This is a genomic window from Streptomyces sp. NPDC055103 (genome assembly GCF_053607625.1).
Genome location: NZ_JBSGTX010000045.1, coordinates 20351 through 37993, shown reverse-complemented (window position 1 = coordinate 37993; position 17643 = coordinate 20351). Strand labels below are relative to the sequence as shown.

Below are 17643 nucleotides of genomic sequence, written 5' to 3'. Positions count from 1 at the left end.
CGACGGGTAACTTACGTCCGGATCTTCCGAATCCTCCGGATCTTGCACTCGGAGGGTCCTGGACCGCGGCCCCGACCGGGGCTGGGGCCACGATCGGGACCGCTGCCCGGGATCAGAGCGCGGCGGTGTCCGGGGCGCCGGTGAGCCGCTCGGGTGTGAGCAGTTCGGCGAGCCGGTGCGCGGGCAGCAGGCCCTTCTCCAGAGTGAGTTCGGCGACGCCCCGACCGGTGGCGAGAGCCTCCTGCGCGATGGCCGTGGCGGTGGTGTAGCCGAGGTGAGGGTTGAGGGCGGTGGCGAGACCGATGGAGTTCTCCACGGCCGCGCGGAGCGCCTCCGTGTTGGCCGTGATGCCGTCCACGCAGCGCTCGGCGAGCGTGAGGCAGGCGGCGCGGAGCGAGAGCAGGCTCTTGGAGAGGGCGTGGAAGATGACGGGTTCGAAGGCGTTGAGCTGGAGCTGTCCGCCCTCGGCGGCCATGGTGATCGTGATGTCGTTGCCGATCACCTCGAAGGCGACCTGGTTGACGACCTCGGGGATCACCGGGTTGACCTTGCCGGGCATGATGCTCGAACCGGCCTGGACTGCGGGGAGGTTGATCTCGCCGAGGCCCGCACGCGGCCCCGAGGAGAGCAGGCGCAGGTCGTTGCAGGTCTTGGAGAGCTTGACCGCGATGCGCTTCAGGACGCCGGAGAGCTGGACGAAGGCGCCGCAGTCCTGGGTGGCCTCGATGAGGTTGGCGGAGGTGACCAGCGGAAGGCCGGTCAGCTCGGCGAGGTTGCGCCGAGCCGTCTCCGCGTAACCGGGGGCGGCGTTGAGGCCGGTGCCGATGGCGGTGGCGCCGAGGTTGATCTCGTGGATGAGCTCGACGGCCTCGGCGAGGCGCCCGCGGTCCTCCTCCAGCATCACGGCGTACGTGGAGAACTCCTGGCCCAGGGTCATGGGCACCGCGTCCTGGAGCTGGGTGCGGCCCATCTTGACGACCTCGCGGAACTCCAGGGCCTTGGCGGCGAAGGCGTCCTGGAGCACGGCCATCGCGAGGAGGAGCTCACGGGCCGCGCCGATCGCCGCGATGCGGATGGCGGTCGGGTAGACGTCGTTGGTGGACTGGCCGAGGTTGACGTCCTCGTTGGGGTGGAGGCGGGCGTAGTCGCCCTTGGCGTGGCCGAGGAGCTCCAGGGCGCGGTTGGCCACGACCTCGTTGGCGTTCATGTTGGTCGACGTACCGGCGCCGCCCTGGACCACGTCGACGACGAACTGGTCGTGGAGGTGTCCCGAGCGGATCTCCCGGCAGGCGCCGGCGATGGCCGCGGCCTTGTCGGCGGGGAGCAGACCCAGCTCCTCGTTGGCGCGGGCCGCGGCCTCCTTGACGGCGGCGAGCGCGTCGATCAGCAGGGGATAGACGGAGATCGGCATGCCGGTGATGGCGAAGTTCTCGGTGGCGCGCAGGGTGTGCACGCCCCAGTAGGCGTCGGCGGGAACGTCCCGGTCGCCGAGGAGGTCGTGCTCGCTGCGGACGGGAGAGGGGTGCGGGGCGGGTGCGGGAACCATGGGTGCCGTCCTTGGAGGGAAAGGGAAGCGGGTACGGGCTGTGGAGTGGCCGCCGTCGGCAGCGGGGCCGGCCGGGCCGGGGGCGCGGCACGGCTCCGCCACGGCCGGCGGGTGGCACGGCTCCGCCACGGCCCGGCGGGCGGTCGCGGGGCCGTACGGCGGCGGGGGGGGCGGGGTGGGATCGGCGAGGCGACGCCGGAGGCGTCACGCCGGAGAGGTTGGCGCCGGCCCACGGGCGGAGGGTGGGGAACACTCCGCCCGCGAGCCGGGGTTCATGGGGCCCGTCAGGGGCCGGTGGGTGTGACGCCGGGGGCCGGGGGCGCTACTGGGGCGCCCGTCGGCGTCAGGCGCGCGTGGCGACGGCCGAGGCCGACCGGGAGCCGCCCGTGGCGAGAGCCGGCTCCACGCGGACCGGGCCCTCCAGGAGGCGGCGCAGGAGCGCGGTGCGGCGCACGGGGTCCGCGGCGACGTCCCCCTCGGCGAGGAGGGCGGCGAGGACGGCGATCCGCGCCTGGGCGGCCCGGAGCGTGCCGGTGAGCAGCGCTCCGGCGGCGACGAGGTCGACCGCGCCGCCGCCGGTGTAGATCTCGGCGAGCGGCCCGGAGGGAACGCGGGTGCTCACGGCGACGAGGACACCCTGGGCGACCGCGTCCGCGACGGCGGCGGCGATCTCGGGGGTGGCGTTGCCCGCACCGGTGGCTTCCAGGACGATGCCCCGGGCGCCGGCGGCCACGGCAGCCTTGAGGAAGAGCGGGTCGCCGTCGGCGTGGTGCGTGACGATGTCGACGCGCGGCAGCGGGGTCGCGCCGCCGGTGGAGCCCGGGGTCGCGGTCAGGGCCGCGCCGGGGAGCGGCAGCGGGGTGGGGCGCTCCGGGAGTCGCTCGATGTCGACGCGGGAGAAGCCGACGCGCCCGAGGCGCTCGGCGGAGGGGTCGGAGAAGGCGTCGGCGGCGAGGGTCTGGGTCTTCACGGTGCCGCGGGCCGCGTGGACACGCCCGTCGAAGACGACGAGGACGCCCAGCTCGCGGACGGAGGAGGCGACCTGGAGCGCGTCGTAGAGGTTCCCGGGGCCGTCGCCGTCGCCCGTGCCGAAGGGGCGCTGGGCGCCGGTGAGGACGACCGGGCGGGCGTCGGTGTGGTGGAGGTCCAGGAGGAAGGCGGTCTCCTCCAGGGTGTCGGTGCCGTGGGTGACCACGATGCCGTCGACGCCGGGGTCCGAGAGCGTCTCGTGGACGGTCCGGAGGAGGGCGAGCTGGTGGGCCGAGGTCATGCGGGAGCTGTTGACGTTGAACAGGTCGACGACCTCGACGCCGACGCCCTCGGGGAGGGGGGCGGTGGCCAGGACGTCGTTGCCGGAGGCGTCGGCCGCGTAGCCCGTGCCCTGCCAGCGGCTGGCGATCGTGCCACCGGTGCTGATGACGACGATCCGGCGCGGTCCTCCGTCGTTCGTCCGCTTCATGCCTGCTGCCCGTCCTCAGTCCGTACCGATGTGCGCGCCACACGCGCACGCCCCTGCTGCCGCAACGATAGGACAGGAGGCACGAAAGGCGATTGCCAATTCAGCCCGTCCTGTGCCGATCAGTGGTAGATAATTGCGCCATGGACCGAATCGATCTCCATATCTTGCGCGAGCTCCAGAACGACGGCCGGCTGAGCAACCAGGAGCTGGCCCAGCGGGTCGGACTCAGCCCCTCCCCCTGTCTGCGCCGGGTGCGGCAGCTGGAGCAGGACGGGGTGATCCAGGGCTACCGGGCGATCATCGACCCGGAGGCGGTGGGCCGGGGCTTCGAGGTGCTCGTCTCGGTGGAGGTGCGGCGGGACCGCGAGACGGTGGAGGCCTTCGAGGAGGCTCTCCAGGACGTGCCGGACGTCATCGAGGCGTACCGGCTGTTCGGCAGCCCGGGCTGCCTGCTGCGGATCGCGGTGGCCGATCTCGCGGCGTACGAGCGGCTGTGGATCGAGCGGCTGACGACGCTCGCCGGGGTCACCGAGGTCAACTCGCAGATCATCATGAAGCGGATCAAGGAGCCGAAGGGGATGCCGGTGGATGTTCGGGGCATCTGACGTCCCTCGGAGACTCCTGACGGCCAAGGGATCCCAGGGGGCCGGAGACTGAGGGGCCGTCAGCGGTTCCGCCGTATGCGAGAACGTCACAGAAAAGCCTCCTCCTGGTTACACGAGCGGCCCCCCGGCTGTGCCACGCTCCCGGCTACCACCAGTCAACACGCGTAGATCGCGGCGCCCTTGAGCCGGGCGCCGCGGCTCTCGGCGTGCCGTACCCGGGAAAGGGATCCCCCCATGTCCGTTTCGCGCATCGGTCGATGGAAGGCGTGGACCGCGGCGATATCCGCCGTCCTCGTCGGCCTCACCCTTCCGACGGTCACCGCGACCCCCGCGAGCGCCACGACCACCGCCTACGACAGCACCTACTACAAGAACGCGATCGGCAAGACCGGCACGAGCCTCAAGTCCTCGCTGCACACGATCATCAGCAGCCAGAGCAAGATCTCGTACGACGCGGTCTGGAACGCCCTGAAGGTCACCGACCAGGACCCCAACAACACGAGCAACGTGGTCCTGCTCTACAGCGGCGCCTCCCGCAGCAAGACCCTCAACGGCGGCGACGTGGGCGACTGGAACCGCGAGCACGTGTGGGCGCAGTCCCACGGCAGCTTCGGCACCTCGGCGGGCCCCGGTACGGACCTCCACCACCTGCGGGCGTGCGACGTCCAGGTCAACAGCACCCGCGGGAACAAGGACTGGGACACCGGCGGCAGCGCGGTCAGCGGCGCGCCCGGCAGTTACACGGACTCCAACTCCTTCGAGCCGCGGAACGCCGACAAGGGCGACGTGGCCCGCATGATCCTCTACATGGCCGTCCGCTACGAGGGTGACGACGCCTGGGCGGACCTGGAACCCAACGAGTCGACGACGAACGGCAGCGTTCCGTGGCACGGCCGTCTCTCGATCCTGAAGCAGTGGAACGAGCAGGACCCGCCGAGCGCCTTCGAGGAGCGCCGCAACGACATCATTTACGGCACCTACCAGGGCAACCGCAACCCGTTCATCGACCACCCCGAGTGGGTCGAGGCGATCTGGTAGACGGAGCACCGCCGATCGAACCGAACTGAGCCGAACCGAGCCGAACTGAGCCGGGCCGGGGTCATCGCCCCTGGCCCGGCTTCGTCACGTCCGAGGAGGGCCGGCCTCTACGCCTGACCGCTTCCGGCGCCTTCAAACGCGAAATCGCAGATCTTCTCATGCTCTTCGCGCACCCGTGAGATGCAACCTTAAGGCGTTACCGATCCGTTATAAACGGTGAGTTCATCCCTTTATGTTCGCGTTTGCCGCGCACGGAAGAGCGCATTCGCGCCACGGCGACCATGGGCGCACCTATCACGTTTCCCGAACCCGCAACAAGACCTCCGGGCCAGGCAGTTCCGAGATCCACTAGGTAGCTTCGGCGCCCATGACCACTGCCCGCACGACACCCCCGACGATCGCGGACGGCGCCGAACTCTGGCGGATCGCCCACGGCTCGGGGGAACTGGACCTCAACTCGCCGTACAGCTATCTGCTGTGGTGCCGCGACTTCGCCGACACGACCTCCGTCGCCCGTGACGACTCCGGACGACCGATCGGTTTCGTCACCGGCTATCTGCGGCCCGACGCGCCGGAGACGCTCTTCGTCTGGCAGATCGCCGTCGAGGACGCGCACCGCGGGACCGGGGTGGCCGGGACCCTGCTCGACGCCCTGTCCGCACGCGTGGCGGCCGAGCACGGAATCAGCCGCGTCGAGGCGACCGTCACCCCTGGGAACCTGGCGTCCGACCGGCTGTTCCGGTCCTACGCGCGCCGGCACGGCGCGGATGTGACACGGGAGGTCCTCTTCCCGTCGGCCGCCTTCCCCGCGGCGGGACACGACTCGGAGCTGCTGTACCGCATCGGCCCGCTCGGGGCTCCGGATTCCTGAGCCCTGAGTCCCGAGCGGCCCTGAGCCCTGACCGGCCTTGCGCCCCGAGCCCTCGGCCCTCGTCACCGCACCCCACGCCCCGAACCCCACACCGGAGAAGAGACCTCGTGACCCTGACCGACATCGCCGCCCCCTCCGTCTTCGAGACCGTCGAATCGGAGGTCCGCAGCTACTGCCGCGCCTGGCCCGTCGTCTTCGAACGCGCCAGCGGCAGCCGGTTGTACGACGAGCAGGGGCGCCCGTACCTCGACTTCTTCGCGGGCGCGGGCTCTCTGAACTACGGCCACAACAACCCCGCCCTCAAGCGGGCCCTCCTCGACTACCTCGCCGACGACGGCGTCACCCACGGCCTCGACATGTCGACGACCGCCAAACGCGACTTCCTGGAGACCTTCCGCGAGACGGTCCTGGAGCCCCGCGCCCTGCCCTACAAGGTGATGTTCCCCGGCCCCACCGGCACCAACGCCGTGGAGGCCGCCCTGAAACTCGCCCGGAAGGTCACCGGACGGCAGACGGTCGTCTCCTTCACCAACGCCTTCCACGGGATGTCGCTCGGCTCGCTCGCCGTCACCGGCAACGCCGCCAAGCGCGCCGGGGCGGGCGTCCCGCTGAACCACGCCATCCGCATGCCCTTCGACGACTACCTCGACGGGCACCTCCCCGACTTCCTCTGGTTCGAGCGGCTCCTGAGCGACGCCGGTTCCGGTCTCGACCACCCGGCGGCCGTCATCGTCGAGACCGTTCAGGGGGAGGGCGGCGTCAACGTCGCACGCGCCGAGTGGCTGCGCGGGCTCGCGGAGCTCTGCCGCCGCCACGACATGCTCCTCATCGTGGACGACGTCCAGATGGGCTGCGGACGCACCGGCGACTTCTTCTCCTTCGAGGAGGCGGGCATCACGCCCGACATCGTCACCCTGTCCAAGTCGATCAGCGGCTACGGCCTGCCCATGGCCCTCTGCCTCTTCCGGCCCGAGCTGGACGTGTGGCAGCCCGGCGAGCACAACGGCACCTTCCGCGGCAACAACCCCGCCTTCGTCACCGCCACGGCCGCCCTCGACGCCTACTGGCGCGACGGCGCCCTGCGCGAGCGCACCCTGAGCCGGGCGGACCGGGTGGAGCGCGCCCTCCTCGACCTCTGCGCGGGAGACGGCCGCATAGGTCTGGGGGTGCGCGGCCGCGGCCTGGTGTGGGGCCTGGAGTTCGCCGACGGGGAGCGTGCCGAGGCCGTGTGCCGGCGGGCCTTCGAGACCGGCCTCCTCGTGGAGACCTCGGGGCCGCGCGGCGAGGTCGTGAAGCTGCTGCCGCCGCTGACCGCGACGGACGACGAACTCGACGAAGGCCTCGGCATCCTGGCCCGCTCCGTCCGCCACACCGCCTGACCCACCGCCTGACCCACCGCCCGACCCCTCGTACCCGGATCCGAAAGGCATCACCCATGATCGTCCGTTCCTTCGACGAGCTGGAGAACACCGAGCGGCACGTCAGGGCCGCGTCGGGCACCTGGGAGAGCAAGCGCATCGTCCTGGCCCGCGAGCGGGTCGGCTTCTCCCTCCACGAGACGGTGCTGTACGCCGGCACCGAGACCTCCATGTGGTACGCGCACCACGTCGAGGCCGTCGTCTGCACGGCCGGCGAGGCCGAGCTCACGGACCTGGAGACGGGCCGCACGTACACGATCGTGCCCGGAACCATGTACCTGCTCGACGGCCACGAGCGGCACACCCTCAAGGTCAAGCGGGACTTCCGCTGCCTGTGCGTCTTCAACCCGCCCGTCACGGGTCGCGAGGACCACGACGAGAACGGCGTCTACCCCCTGCTCACCGAACCCGACGTAACCGTCGGGGACGACACCTGAGCGCCGGCACGACACGCCACGACTCCGTACGAGCTACGAGCTACGAGCTACGAGCTACGAGCTACGAGCTACGAGCTACGAGCTACGAGCTACGAGAAAGGAACACGCTCCCTCATGCCCTCCGCACCCACCCGTCCCGTCGACCTCTACCCCACCCGTGGTCCCAAGGAGGAACTGATCGGCCGCAAGGACCCCGTCGTGTGGTCCGAGCCCGGCACGGCGGGCCCGTTCTGGGCCCGTGAGCTGGAGGAGTACGACCGCGACGGCTTCGTGACGGTGGACGAGATCGTCACCCCGGACGAGGTCGACGCGCTCCGGGCGGAGCTGGACCGGCTCGTCTCCGACCCCGCCGTGCGGGCGGACGAACGGGCCGTCGTCGAGCCCCGCTCCCAGGAGATCCGGTCCGTCTTCGAGGTGCACCGGATCAGCGAGGTCTTCGGCCGGCTGGCCGAGGATCCGCGGATCGTCGGGCGCGCCCGCCAGATCCTCGGCTCCGACGTCTACGTCCACCAGTCGCGGGTCAACGTCAAACCCGGCTTCGGCGCCAGCGGCTTCTACTGGCACTCCGACTTCGAGACCTGGCACGCGGAGGACGGCCTTCCGAGGATGCGGACCGTCTCGGTCTCGATCGCGCTCACCCCGAACCACACCACCAACGGCAGCCTGATGATCATGCCGGGCTCGCACCGGACCTTCCTGGGCTGCGCCGGTGCCACGCCCCGGGACAACTACAAGAAGTCGCTCCGGATGCAGGACGCCGGCATCCCGTCCCACGAGGCACTGACCACCTTCGCCGACGCCTGCGGCATCCGCCACTTCACCGGCCCCGCAGGCTCGGCGACCTGGTTCGACTGCAACGCCCTGCACGGGTCGGGCGACAACATCACCCCGTACCCCCGGAGCAATGTGTTCCTCGTCTTCAACAGCGTCGAGAACGAGCCGGAGGCGCCCTTCGCCGCCCCGGTCCGGCGGCCCTCCTTCATCGCCGCTCCCGCCCGGGACCGGTCATGACCGGTCCGGCACGCTTCGACCGCCGCCGCTTCCTCGGCAGAACGACGCTCCTTGGCGGCCTCGCCCTGACGCCCGGGCTGCTCGCCGCGTGCACCCGCACCCAGGCCGGGACCGGGGCACCCGAGGGCGACGGCGAGCTCCTGGCGAGACTGCGGAGGCAGGGTTTCGTCCGGGTCGGGTTCGCCGGCGAGGCGCCGTACGGCTTCCAGGACGGCTCCGAACTCGCGGGCGAGGCCCCGACGCTGCACCGGGAGATCTTCACGGCGCTCGGCGTGCGGGAGCTGCGCCCGACGCTGACCGAGTTCGGGGCTCTGATCCCCGGGCTCCTCGCCGACCGGTTCGACGTGGTGAGCGCGGGGATGTCGATCACGCCCGAGCGCTGCGACAAGGTGATCTTCTCCGAGCCGGAGTTCGTCTCCCCCACCGCCCTGATGGTCCGTGAGGGCAATCCGAAGGGGCTGAGCGACCTGCGGTCCTGCGCGGCGAAGGGGGCCACGGTCGGTGTGCTGACCGCCGCGGTGGAGGCGTCCTTCGCCAGGGCGGCGGGTGTCCCGGAAGGCTCGGTGAAGACGCTGGCCAAGCAGCAGGACGGTCTCGACGCCCTCCTGGCCGGCCGGATCGACGCCTTCGCGCTGACCGCGATCTCCCTGCGCTGGCTCGCGCGGACGAACCGGGGTGCCGCGGTGGAGGTGGCCGAGCCGTTCGTCCCGGTGGTCGACGGCGTGCGGCAGCTCGGCGCCGGCGGAGCCGTGTTCCGGCCGGGGGCGAAGGGGCTGCGGGACGCGTTCGACGTCGAGCTCCGGAAGATCACCGGTGCTCCGGACCGGTTCGTGGAGCTGATCGGGCGCTACGGCTTCACCACGCGCGAGGTGCCGCCCCGTTCGCTGCGGACCGCCGACCTGTGCGCCGGGTGAGGGGCGGCCGGCGTGGCTGACTTCCTTCCCGAGCTCCGCCGGGCGGTGCCACGGCTCGCCGACGGGCTCCTGGTCACGGTGGAGGCCACGGTTCTCGGGGCGGCGCTCGCCCTCGTCCTCGCGTACGTGCTCGGGCTGCTGTCCCGGTCGGCGCGGCTGCCGGTGCGCGGAGCGGCGCGGCTCGTCGTGGAGTTCTTCCGGGGCACGTCGCTGTACGTGCAGCTCTTCTGGCTGTTCTTCGCGCTGCCGATGCTCGGCTTCCGGCTGGAGCCGCTGGCCTGCGGTGTGCTCGCGCTGGGGCTCAACTTCGGGGCGTACGGCTCCGAGGTGGTGCGGGGCGCCGTGGCCGCTGTACCCCGTGCCCAGACCGAGGCGGCGATCGCGCTGTCCATGGGACCGGTGGTGCGTCTGCGGCGGGTGGTGCTGCCGCAGGCGCACGCCCTGATGGTCGCGCCGTTCAAGAACCTGCTCGTCCAGCTGCTGAAGGCGACGCCCTTGCTGTCTTTGGTCACCGTCCCCGATCTCACGTTCCAGATCGACCAGTTGCGCTCCGCGACGGGCTCGACGGCCGCCTCGTACCTGCTGCTCCTGGGGCTCTACTTCGGCGTGGCCGTCGTGCTGAGCCTTCTCATGAACGCCCTGGAGCGGGCCGCGAAGGCCCGTCTCGGGCAGGAAGGAGGCCTGTGATGTGGGACGGGGAGGCCGCCCGGGCCGCTCTGCCGACCGTGCTGGAGGGGTTCGGCGTCACCCTGGTCGCGACCGTACTGGCCTTCGCCGTCGCGGCGGTCCTGGGTCTCGCCCTGGCCCTCGTCCAGCGCGCGGGTCCCGTGTGGCTGGCCCTTCCGGTGCGCGGCGCGGCCGGCTTCGTCCGCTCGACTCCGCTTCTGGTGCAGCTGTTCGCGGCCTGGGTGCTGATCCCGGGGCTCGACGCGCCGACGCTGGGCGTCCTGGTGCTCGGCGTGCACTACGCCACGTATCTCTCCGAGGTGTACCGGACGGGCATCGACGCCGTACCGAAGGGGCAGTGGGAGGCCTGCACGGCGCTGTCGCTGCCGCGCCGGAGGGTGTGGCGGGCGGTGGTGCTGCCGCAGGCCGTCCGCAACGTGCTGCCGCCGCTGGGCAACTACGCGGTCTCCATGTTCAAGGAGACGCCCCTGCTGTCGGTGATCACGGTGCACGAGATGGTCCACGAGGCGAACACCTTCGGCAGCACCCACTTCGCCTATCTGGAGAGCTTCACCCTGGCCGCCGCGGTGTTCCTGCTCGCGAGCTGGCCGACGTCCGTGCTGATACGACGACTGGAGGCACGTCTTGCCCACTGAGGATCTGGCGGTCCGCTTCGACCGGGTCACGAAGCGGTACGGAGACCACACCGTGCTCGACGGCCTCGATCTGGAGGTGGCCCGCGGGGAGCGGGTGACGCTGATCGGTCCGAGCGGTTCGGGGAAGACGACGATCCTGCGGCTGCTCATGACGCTGGAGCGGGTGACCGACGGCGTCATCCACCTGGACGGGGAGCCCTTCTCCCACATGCCGGACGGAGCGGGCGGAAAGCTGGTGCCGGCGAGCGAGCGGTACCTGGCCGCGCGCCGGCGGCGGATCGGCATGGTCTTCCAGCAGTTCCATCTCTTTCCGCACATGAGCGTCCTCGAGAACGTCGTCGAGGCGCCCGTGCACGTGCTCGGCGAGGACCGGGAGGCGGCCAGGAGCCGGGCCCGGGAGCTGCTCGACCTGGTCGGGCTCGCCGACAAGGTCGACGCACGGCCGACGCGGCTCTCCGGCGGCCAGCAGCAGCGGGTGGCCATCGCCCGCGCGCTGGCGATGCGCCCCGAGATCCTCCTCCTCGACGAGGTGACGTCCGCGCTGGACCCGGAGCTGGTGGCGGAGGTGCTCGACGTACTACGGGACATCGCCCGCCGGACCGACATCACCCTGCTGTGCGTGACGCACGAGATGGGCTTCGCCCGGGACGTCTCCGACCGGATCCTGATGTTCGACCAGGGCCGGATCATCGAGTCGGGCCCGGCCGACGCCCTCCTGGACACACCCGTGGAGGAGCGCACCCGCACCTTCCTGAGCTCGGTCCACTGAGAGGCTCACCGATCCGCTTCTGCGCCTGGTGGATCCGCCGCCGAGCGACCTGACGGACGTCGGTCCCCCGACAAGCGGATGCGCGAGGGCCGGCCAGGACCCGGCCGGCCCTCGCGGCGGCGGCACGGTCCTCCGTGCGGGGCGCACGCCGTGGGGGCGTGGTCTGTGGAAGGGTGAGCCGATGACGTCACGCTCGTACGACCTCCTCGCCGGCGCCCCGGATTCCCCCGTCCTCCTCCATGTGCCGCACTCCTCCCGGGTGATACCCCCGGACGTACGTGACGGCATCGCGCTCGGCGACGAGGAGTTGGACCGCGAGCTGGACCACATCACCGACGCCCACACGGCGGAGATCGCCGCCGTCGCCGCGACCGCCGGCGGGGCGGTCCCCTGGCGGTTCGTCAACCGGCTCTCGAGACTCGTCGTCGACCCCGAGCGGTTCCCCGACGAGCGCGAGGAGATGCTCGCCGTCGGGATGGGCGCGGTGTACACCCGGACCACGCACCGCACCCCGCTCCGACCTGGCGGGTTCGACCCGGCGCCGCTGATCGACCGGTACTTCACGCCGTACGCCCAGGGCATGGCCGACGCCGTGGCCGGGCGGCTCGCAGCGACGGGCCGTGCCGTGATCATCGACGTCCACTCGTACCCGACGGAGCGCCTGCCGTACGAGCTGCACGGCGAGGGGCCCCGTCCCCCGGTCTGCCTCGGCACGGACGCCTTCCACACTCCGCCGGCCCTGCTTGACGCGGCGCGGGAGGCGTTCGCCGGGTTCGGGGGCCTGGCGACCGACACGCCCTTCGCCGGGACGTACGTACCACTGCCGTACTACGGCAAGGACCCGCGGGTGAGCGCGCTCATGATCGAGATCCGCCGCGATGTCTACATGAGCGAGCCCGGCGGCCCGGCGGGAGAGGGAGTGCGGGCCCTCGGCGCCGCTCTGGCGGCGCTCGTCGACGCCGTGCCGCCGCACCCGTCGGCGTAGGAGCGCCGGGGCGGGCGGCGCGGCCCGATCTGATGCGGGGGTACGTGTCCTCGGTGCGGGCCACGCGGGTGATCGGGACGCGACTTCGCCGCCGTTGGCGCGGCGTTCCGTCATTCCACCCGACGGGGCGAGACAGTAGGCGGGATTTTCGGCCGAACAGCAACCCGGGGCCCTGTCGACGTCGGCAGCCGGGTGTCGCGCCGCCCGACCACCCTCTCGTCCGCAAGGGGACGCATCGATGACCGACACCGGCACGTCCTACCGTGATCTCCGCGCGCTGGTGATCAACTGCACCCTCAAGCGGTCGCCGGAGCGCAGCCACACGCAGGGGCTGATCGACATCAGCACCGGCATCATGGAGCGCCAGGGCGTCGCGGTAGAGGTGCTGCGGGCGGTGGATCTCGACATCGCGACCGGCGTGTGGCCCGACATGACCGAGCACGGGTGGGAGACCGATGAGTGGCCGGTCGTCTACTCGCAGGTGATGGCCGCCGACATCCTGACCCTGGCGGGACCTGTCTGGCTGGGAGACAACTCCTCGGTCATGAAGATGGTGATCGAGCGCCTGTACGCCTGCTCGTCGATCCTCAACGAGCACGGCCAGTACGCCTACTACGGTCGTGTGGGCGGCTGCCTGATCACCGGCAACGAGGACGGCGCCAAGCACTGCGCGATGAACGTCCTCTACAGCCTCCAGCACCTCGGATACGTCGTTCCGCCGCAGGCGGACGCGGGCTGGGTCGGCGAGGCCGGCCCGGGACCGTCGTACCTCGACCCCGGCTCCGGCGGGCCGGACAACGACTTCACGAACCGCAACGCGACCTTCATGACCTGGAACCAGCTCCACCTGGCGAGGATGCTCAAGGACACCGGTGGCATCCCCGCCCACGGAAACCAGCGCTCCGAGTGGGACGCCGGCTGCCGGTTCGACTTCGAGAACCCCGAGCACCGTTGAGTGCGGTGGTCAACGGCTCCTGTACATCGTGACCGTGAAACTGACCTTCTTGCCGTTGTGGTAGTCGGTGCTGTCCCACACGGAGAGGTGAGAGCTGTCCTTCAAACGTAGGTGCAGCACCTCATCGGCGTTGCTCCAGTTGTATCCGACGAACTGGAAGTTCGGCTCGGGGCTGTCTCCCGTCCTCTTGCTTCCCCAACTGCAGATACGCGAAGAGTCGTTCTCGCAGACGGACCAGGCCTTGACGTACAGGTGACAGTCCTCGCCCTGCCACATGTCGATACGCTTCAGCCTCGCGTCGGACGAGCGCCACTTTCCGTTGAAGGGGCTGGCGGAGCACGAGGCGACCGCTTCCTTCGCCGAGGTGACGGTGAGCACCACCGAGAGGGAGAGCGTCAGGGCGGCCGTGAGGAGCACGGCCATGATCTGGCGTAGTGACATGCGGGCAGAAGTGACCTGTGTCATCGTGAACCTCCGATAGCGGGTCGCAGCGTGGGACATCCCGTCGTCACACGACGCGTTGTCCCCCCTACTTCGGCTGAACGCCACCCGGCCCGGATCATCTCGCCCTTCACCCTCTGCCTATTCCAGGGCAGCACTCCGCAATCCTGATCGCAAGTCGGCAGGATTCCACCTCGGCTGCACGTGCCGCCCCCGGCCGTCGCGGGCTGGATCGGTGAGGCCGGCCCCGGCAGTCGGCCCCGGCCGGACTTCCCGGACCCCGCGCACCGCTGACCGGACGTCACGGGCGCTGGAGGGTGTCGGGAGGGTGAACCGGCACCCCCGTTTTGGATTGTCGGAGGATCATCAATACGATCCGGCGATGATCACGAGAAAACGGCTGGCGACCGGAGCCTGCGCGCTGCTCGCCGCCCTGGCCGCCGCGCTCCTGCCGACGAGCGCTGCCGCCGACGAGCCGGCGGCGAAGGAATCCCCCAAGGTCGAGCTGGTCCTCGACGTCAGCGGGTCGATGCGGGCCAAGGACATCGACGGCAAGTCCCGCATGTCCGCCGCCAAACAGGCCTTCAACGAGGTCCTCGACGCGGTGCCCGAGGAGGTCCAGCTCGGGATCCGGACCCTGGGCGCCGACTACCCCGGGCCCGACCGCAAGCGGGGCTGCAAGGACACCCGGCAGCTCTACCCGGTCGGTCCGCTCGACCGGACCGAGGCCAAGACCGCGGTGGCCACCCTCGCACCCACCGGCTGGACGCCGATCGGACCGGCGCTGCTCGGCGCGGCCGAGGACCTGGAGGGCGGCGAAGCCACCCGCAGGATCGTGCTCATCACGGACGGCGAGGACACCTGCGCCCCGCTCGACCCCTGCCAGGTCGCGCGGGAGATCGCGGCGAAGGGCATCCACCTCGTCATCGACACGCTGGGCCTGGTGCCGGACGCCAAGACCCGGCAGCAGCTCACCTGCATCGCGGAGGCGACCGGAGGCACGTACACCTCGGTCCACCGTACCGACGAACTCTCCCGCAGGGTGAAACAGTTGGTCGACCGCGCCGCCGACCCGGTCGTCACCCCCGTGGGCACGAAGGGTGCGGCGCGATGCGCCGACGCCCCGCAGCTCAAGGCCGGTCTGTACACCGACCGCGAGACCTTCGGCGAGCACCGCTGGTACCGGGTGGACCTGCTGCCCGGCCAGGAACTGCGCGCCTCCGTCAGCGTCTCGGCCGACCGGGCCGTCAACAACGACTACGGCGTGCTGCTGCGCGCGGTCACGCTCCACGGCCGCGAGATCGTCCGCGGCTCCGAGGCGGGCGACGGGCGTACGGACGTGATCTCGACCGGCCTCCGCTACCCGAAGCCCGATCTCGACGACGAGCCCGGGGACGCCAAGCCGGCCGCCGAGACCGTCTGCCTCCAGGTCAGCAACTCCTTCTCCGCTCCCCCGTCGGTCAGGACGACGCCGGGCATGCCGATCGAGCTGACGGTCGACGTCGTCGACGGCCCGTCGGCCACCTCGGACGTGGCCGCCTTCGGTCTCGGTCGCGGCTGGTGGCTGCTCGGGGTGCTCGTGCTCGCCGGTTTCCTGGCCGGTCTGCTCTGGGGCTGGGTGTCCCGCTGGCGCGTCGCTGTCTGGAGGACCAACTGATGCGTACCGTACGCATGCTCGCCACGGCCGCCCTCGCGGGCGCCGCGCTCCTCGGTCTCGCGGCGCCGGGCGCTTCGGCCGACTCCCCCACCCCGTCCGCCGACCCGAGCGCGAGCGCCGGGCCGACGGAGGCCGGGACCACCTTCCGTACGGCCGCGAGGTTCCTCCCGGGGCAGCAGGCCACCGCGCAGGCCGCCACGGGTGACTACCTGTACTGGGTGTTCCCCGCCGACACCGGGCAGCGGCCCACGGTGAACGCCACGGTCACCCTGCCCGAGGCGGCGCTGCGGCACGGCCCCACCACCTGGAGGGTCGACGTCTACGACGGGCTGAGGCGGCGTCAGCCGTGCATGTACGGGACCCAGTCCCGCACGGCGGCCAAGGAGACCGCTTCGGTGGAGCTGGCCTGTGTGCTGCGGCCGGTCCGCGCCTCGGCCGACGCCTGGGCGAACGACCCGCTGCCGGGCAGCTACTACGTCCGGCTGACCGTCTCCGGTCTGCCCGACGAGGACCTCGGCCAGCCGTTCACGGCCCGGGTCGGGGTGAGCACGCTCGACAAGGGCGGCGCCTACGCCACGGACGGCTCGCTCGCCGCGCCGCTCGTGCCCGGGGCGACCACCGCCGACCAGGCGGAGGCTGATGCCGACGCGGGCCGGCCGTCGGCCGTGGAGGCCGCGGCGCCGGAGGACGGCTGGTCCTCGGGCTGGTGGTCCGACCGGTGGATCTGGACCGTGGCGGGCGGCGTCCTCGCGGCGCTCGCGGGCATCGGCGGCTACGTCCTGACGCGCGGCGCGGGCCGCCCGTCCCGGCTCCCGCCGGCCGTCTGAACCGACCCTTCCGTACGACGCGAAGGCCCCCCACCGCCCTGCTGGCGCGGTGGGGGGCCTTCGCACACTCCGGCACGTCAGGGGGCCTTGGCTGCGGGGAAGTCGTGGGCGCGGGCTCCCGTGACGACGGCGACGACCGGGACCAGCAGGAGTAGCACGCTCCAGGGCAAAACCCCCGCGCCGGGGACGTCGAGGAGGAGGCCGCCCGCGAGACCGCCGGCCGCCATGGCCGCGTTCCAGAGGCTGACCAGCATGGTCTGGGCGGTGTCGGCGGCGTCCCCGCCGGAGTCGGCGACGGCCGTCTGGAGCAGCGTCGGCGCCCCGCCCCAGCCGGGGCCCCACAATCCGGCGGCCACGAGGACGAGCGCGAAGGTGACGGCGAGGACCGGCAGGACCCCGGGGACCCTCAGTGTCCGGGCGACCGGAGCGCGTCCGCCACCCCGCTCGCCCGGCAGGTCCGGTACGGCGAGCGCGATCCAGCCGAGGAGCCCGACGGCGATGACGGTCATCGCGGTGAAGGCGGCCCGCCAGCCGACGGCGGCACCGAGGAAGGTGCCGGCCGGGACCCCGAGGGAGAGCGCGACCGGGATGCCGGTCATCGCGACGGCGACGGCCCGGCCCTGGAGGTGCGGCGGGGCGAGGCGGCGCGCGCATCCGGCGAGCAGCGCCCAAGCCACCCCCGCGAGGAATCGGGCGCCCCGAGGATCAACCACTTCCCGGACGCCACACCGGAGATGCTGGCCACCCTGGAGGAGGAGCGGGACCGGATGACCGAGCGCATCCGGTTCCTGACCCGGAACCGGGACGCGGTGGCGGAGTATCTGGACGCCGTACGGGAGGAGTTGGCGACGGGGTCGGCGTAGCGCCTCGCGGGGAGGCTCGGGCCGGGTCGCGTCGTTCTCCTGTCACTCCATGCGGCGGGCCCCCTCCACGACCGCCTGCCGGATGCGGTCGTAGGTGCCGCACCGGCAGATGTTGCGGATCGTGTCGAGGTCGGCCTCGGTGATCTCCCGCCCGGCCTCCCGGGCCCGGCGGACGGTCGCCACCGCCGCCATGATCTGGCCCGGCTGGCAGAAGCCGCACTGGGCGACGTCGAGGTCGAGCCAGGCCTCCTGCATCGGGTGGAGCTCGCTCCCCACGGTGTCGGGGAGGCCTTCGATGGTGGTGATCTCGTCGGTCGGGGCGAGGTCGTCGACGGGCACGGCGCAGGGCGTGAACGCCTTGCCGTTGAGGTGGCTCGTACAGGCCCGGCAGACGCCGACCCCGCAGCCGTACTTGGGTCCGGTGACGCCCAGGACGTCCCTGAGGACCCAGAGGAGCCGGACGTCGCCCTCGACGTCGGCGGTGACGGCCTTGCCGTTCAGGATGAAGGTGTGCTGCGGCACGGG

At 71.6% G+C, this 17643-nt stretch carries 19 protein-coding genes and 1 pseudogene; 15 read left to right on the top strand and 5 right to left on the bottom strand.

The features are described 5' to 3' along the window. Nucleotides 1-112 precede the first annotated feature (112 nt). Both ACWFR1_RS26095 and ACWFR1_RS26090 read right to left on the bottom strand, forming a co-directional pair. The gene (locus ACWFR1_RS26095) at nucleotides 113-1546 is read right to left on the bottom strand and encodes an aspartate ammonia-lyase (RefSeq protein ID WP_453555095.1); all 1434 of its coding nucleotides are present in this window, start codon (nucleotides 1544-1546) and stop codon (nucleotides 113-115) included. A gap of 343 nt (nucleotides 1547-1889) precedes the next feature. Beyond that, nucleotides 1890-3005 (bottom strand): asparaginase, encoded by a 1116-nt coding sequence (locus ACWFR1_RS26090; RefSeq protein WP_453555093.1) that lies wholly within the window; start codon nucleotides 3003-3005, stop codon nucleotides 1890-1892. Between the two features lie 140 nt (nucleotides 3006-3145). Between ACWFR1_RS26090 and ACWFR1_RS26085 the strand changes: the two genes are divergently transcribed. The 12 genes from ACWFR1_RS26085 to ACWFR1_RS26030 all read left to right on the top strand — a co-directional run bounded on the left by ACWFR1_RS26085 (nucleotide 3146) and on the right by ACWFR1_RS26030 (nucleotide 13330). Continuing rightward, the gene (locus ACWFR1_RS26085; RefSeq protein WP_360812095.1) at nucleotides 3146-3610 is read left to right on the top strand and encodes an Lrp/AsnC family transcriptional regulator; all 465 of its coding nucleotides are present in this window, start codon (nucleotides 3146-3148) and stop codon (nucleotides 3608-3610) included. Nucleotides 3611-3844: 234 nt separating this feature from the next. Beyond that, a complete protein-coding gene (locus ACWFR1_RS26080; protein WP_453555091.1) occupies nucleotides 3845-4648 on the top strand; it encodes an endonuclease I family protein in 804 nt (267 codons plus the stop codon). A 367-nt stretch (nucleotides 4649-5015) separates the two neighbouring features. Then, nucleotides 5016-5519, top strand: coding sequence for a diaminobutyrate acetyltransferase (gene ectA, locus ACWFR1_RS26075; protein WP_453555089.1), 504 nt, complete (start codon nucleotides 5016-5018; stop codon nucleotides 5517-5519). 113 nt (nucleotides 5520-5632) lie between these two features. Then, nucleotides 5633-6898 carry a diaminobutyrate--2-oxoglutarate transaminase gene (gene ectB / locus ACWFR1_RS26070; RefSeq protein WP_453555157.1) on the top strand — a complete coding sequence of 422 codons (1266 nt, stop codon included), beginning with the start codon at nucleotides 5633-5635 and terminating at the stop codon, nucleotides 6896-6898. A 56-nt stretch (nucleotides 6899-6954) separates the two neighbouring features. After that, entirely contained in the window at nucleotides 6955-7374 is a 420-nt protein-coding gene (locus tag ACWFR1_RS26065; protein WP_453555087.1) for an ectoine synthase, read from the top strand. Nucleotides 7375-7488: 114 nt separating this feature from the next. Further along, entirely contained in the window at nucleotides 7489-8385 is an 897-nt protein-coding gene (gene thpD, locus ACWFR1_RS26060) for an ectoine hydroxylase (RefSeq protein WP_453555085.1), read from the top strand. Continuing rightward, entirely contained in the window at nucleotides 8382-9299 is a 918-nt protein-coding gene (gene ehuB / locus ACWFR1_RS26055; RefSeq protein ID WP_453555083.1) for an ectoine/hydroxyectoine ABC transporter substrate-binding protein EhuB, read from the top strand. Before thpD ends, ehuB begins: the two co-directional genes overlap by 4 nt. Before the next feature lie 12 nt (nucleotides 9300-9311). Then, the gene (ehuC, locus tag ACWFR1_RS26050) at nucleotides 9312-9986 is read left to right on the top strand and encodes an ectoine/hydroxyectoine ABC transporter permease subunit EhuC (protein WP_453555081.1); all 675 of its coding nucleotides are present in this window, start codon (nucleotides 9312-9314) and stop codon (nucleotides 9984-9986) included. Then, nucleotides 9986-10621 carry an ectoine/hydroxyectoine ABC transporter permease subunit EhuD gene (gene ehuD, locus ACWFR1_RS26045; RefSeq protein ID WP_453555079.1) on the top strand — a complete coding sequence of 212 codons (636 nt, stop codon included), beginning with the start codon at nucleotides 9986-9988 and terminating at the stop codon, nucleotides 10619-10621. The genes ehuC and ehuD overlap by 1 nt, the downstream gene beginning before the upstream one ends. Beyond that, nucleotides 10611-11390, top strand: a complete 780-nt coding sequence (gene ehuA / locus ACWFR1_RS26040; RefSeq protein WP_453555077.1) for an ectoine/hydroxyectoine ABC transporter ATP-binding protein EhuA — start codon at nucleotides 10611-10613, stop codon at nucleotides 11388-11390. The genes ehuD and ehuA overlap by 11 nt, the downstream gene beginning before the upstream one ends. Nucleotides 11391-11571: 181 nt before the next feature. Further along, nucleotides 11572-12375 carry an N-formylglutamate amidohydrolase gene (locus ACWFR1_RS26035; RefSeq protein WP_453555075.1) on the top strand — a complete coding sequence of 268 codons (804 nt, stop codon included), beginning with the start codon at nucleotides 11572-11574 and terminating at the stop codon, nucleotides 12373-12375. 238 nt (nucleotides 12376-12613) lie between these two features. After that, nucleotides 12614-13330: a flavodoxin family protein gene (locus ACWFR1_RS26030; RefSeq protein WP_453555073.1), complete on the top strand. Its 717-nt coding sequence runs from the start codon at nucleotides 12614-12616 to the stop codon at nucleotides 13328-13330. Nucleotides 13331-13339: 9 nt separating this feature from the next. Here the strand turns inward: ACWFR1_RS26030 and ACWFR1_RS26025 are convergent, their stop codons facing one another. Next, complete coding sequence (locus ACWFR1_RS26025; RefSeq protein WP_453555071.1) at nucleotides 13340-13795, bottom strand: hypothetical protein; 456 nt, start codon at nucleotides 13793-13795, stop codon at nucleotides 13340-13342. A 358-nt stretch (nucleotides 13796-14153) separates the two neighbouring features. Between ACWFR1_RS26025 and ACWFR1_RS26020 the strand changes: the two genes are divergently transcribed. Together ACWFR1_RS26020 and ACWFR1_RS26015 are read left to right on the top strand one after the other, a co-directional pair. Next, nucleotides 14154-15428 (top strand): VWA domain-containing protein, encoded by a 1275-nt coding sequence (locus ACWFR1_RS26020; protein WP_453555069.1) that lies wholly within the window; start codon nucleotides 14154-14156, stop codon nucleotides 15426-15428. Beyond that, nucleotides 15428-16255, top strand: a complete 828-nt coding sequence (locus ACWFR1_RS26015; RefSeq protein WP_453555067.1) for a hypothetical protein — start codon at nucleotides 15428-15430, stop codon at nucleotides 16253-16255. The genes ACWFR1_RS26020 and ACWFR1_RS26015 overlap by 1 nt, the downstream gene beginning before the upstream one ends. Nucleotides 16256-16332: 77 nt before the next feature. On the opposite strand, the gene ACWFR1_RS26010 is transcribed toward ACWFR1_RS26015, so the two are convergent. Further along, complete coding sequence (locus tag ACWFR1_RS26010) at nucleotides 16333-16932, bottom strand: hypothetical protein (RefSeq protein WP_453555065.1); 600 nt, start codon at nucleotides 16930-16932, stop codon at nucleotides 16333-16335. 21 nt (nucleotides 16933-16953) lie between these two features. Between ACWFR1_RS26010 and ACWFR1_RS26005 the strand changes: the two are divergent. Beyond that, a pseudogene (locus ACWFR1_RS26005) lies at nucleotides 16954-17118 on the top strand (MerR family transcriptional regulator); the annotation flags it as partial. A gap of 42 nt (nucleotides 17119-17160) precedes the next feature. On the opposite strand, the gene ACWFR1_RS26000 reads toward ACWFR1_RS26005, so the two are convergent. After that, a complete protein-coding gene (locus tag ACWFR1_RS26000; RefSeq protein ID WP_453555063.1) occupies nucleotides 17161-17640 on the bottom strand; it encodes a (2Fe-2S)-binding protein in 480 nt (159 codons plus the stop codon). Nucleotides 17641-17643: the final 3 nt, after the last annotated feature.